1 protein-coding gene is annotated in these 1556 nt (G+C 69.0%); it reads left to right on the top strand.

The genetic code is table 11. From position 1 onward, the window contains the following. Positions 1–74: 74 nt before the first annotated feature. The coding region (locus KH616_RS24920; protein WP_292254894.1) for an amidase at positions 75–1556 on the top strand (1482 nt) is incomplete at its 3' end.

Consider the following 1556-nt stretch of genomic DNA (forward strand, 5'->3'; position numbering starts at 1 on the left):
TGGCGCGATCGCCCGGCCCGGCGCGGCCGTCGATCGGACGCCGACACCGCGCCTCCCCCGTCAGGAGACTTCGCATGCCGCACGGCGCCCCGTCGCATCTCGCTTCCGCCTCCCTCTCCGTCGATCCGATCGTGCGCCTGTCGGCGGGCGAACTGGCGTCGGCGATCCGCCGCAATGCCGTTTCCTGCGTCGAGACGATGCGTGCATATCTCGATCACATCGACCGGGTCAACGGCGCGATCAATGCGATCGTCGCGCTGCGCGACCGGGACGTGCTGATTGCCGAAGCCGCGGAAAAGGATGCCGCGCTCGCGCGCGGCGAGTATCACGGCTGGCTGCACGGGTTTCCGCAGGCGCCGAAGGATCTCGCGATGACAAAGGGGCTGGTGACGACGCTCGGCTCGCCGATCTTCCGCGAGATGGTGCCGCAGGCCGATTCGGTCGGCGTCGCGCGTATGCGTGCGGCGGGCGCGATCTTCATCGGCAAGACCAATACGCCGGAGTTCGGTCTCGGCTCGCACACCTTCAACGAGGTCTATGGCGTCACGCGCAACCCCTACGACCTGACGAAGAGCGCGGGCGGCAGCAGCGGCGGCGCGGCGGCCGCACTCGCGGCGCGGATGCTGCCGGTGGCCGACGGCAGCGATTTCGGCGGCTCGCTGCGCAATCCCGCCGCATTCTGCAACGTATACGGCTTTCGGCCATCGCAAGGCCGCGTGCCGCGTTGGCCGGGCGTCGACGTGTATGCGTCGCAGCTCGGCACCGAAGGCCCGATGGGGCGCACGGTCGGGGATGTGGCACGGTTGCTCTCGATTCAGGCCGGTTACGACGCGCACGATCCGCTATCGATCGCAGAGGATCCCGCCGTGTTCGCCCAGCCGCTCGAAACCCGTCTGCACGGCAAGCGTATCGCGTGGGTCGGCGACTGGAACGGCTATCTGGCGACGGAGCGGGGCGTGCTCGAGCGTTGCGAGACCGGGCTCGCAACATTGCGGGAGATGGGCTGCGACGTCGATGCCGCGTTGCCGCCATTCGCACCGGAAAGGATCTGGCGGCTCTGGCTCGCGCAGCGGCACTGGCTGTCGGGCGGCGGTCTGCTTGCCCATTACCGCGATCCGTCGCGGCGCGCATTGCTGAAGCCCGAAGCGATCTTCGAGGTCGAGGGGTTGCTCGCGATCTCGGGGGCGGACGTCTACGATGCGAGCGCCGAGCGCACCGCGTGGTATCAGGCGCTGCTGCATTGCTTCGATCGTTACGATTTCATCGCCGCGCCGGCCGCGCAGGTATTTCCGTTCGATGCCGACGCGCGCTGGCCGCGGGCGATCGCGGGCCGTGAGATGGACACGTATCACCGCTGGATGGAGACGGTCGTGCCGTGGACGCTCGCAGGTTGTCCGGTGATCAGCGTGCCGGTCGGCTTCAACGATGCCGGGCTGCCGATGGGGATGCAGTTGATCGGGCGGCCGCGCGACGACCTGGCGGTGCTTCAGCTCGCGCGCGGTTACGAACAGGCGAGCGACTGGGTCGGTACGCGGCGGCCAGCGTGGATGGCGGCG

The organism is Burkholderia sp. (assembly GCF_018375725.1).
GTDB lineage: Bacteria > Pseudomonadota > Gammaproteobacteria > Burkholderiales > Burkholderiaceae > Burkholderia.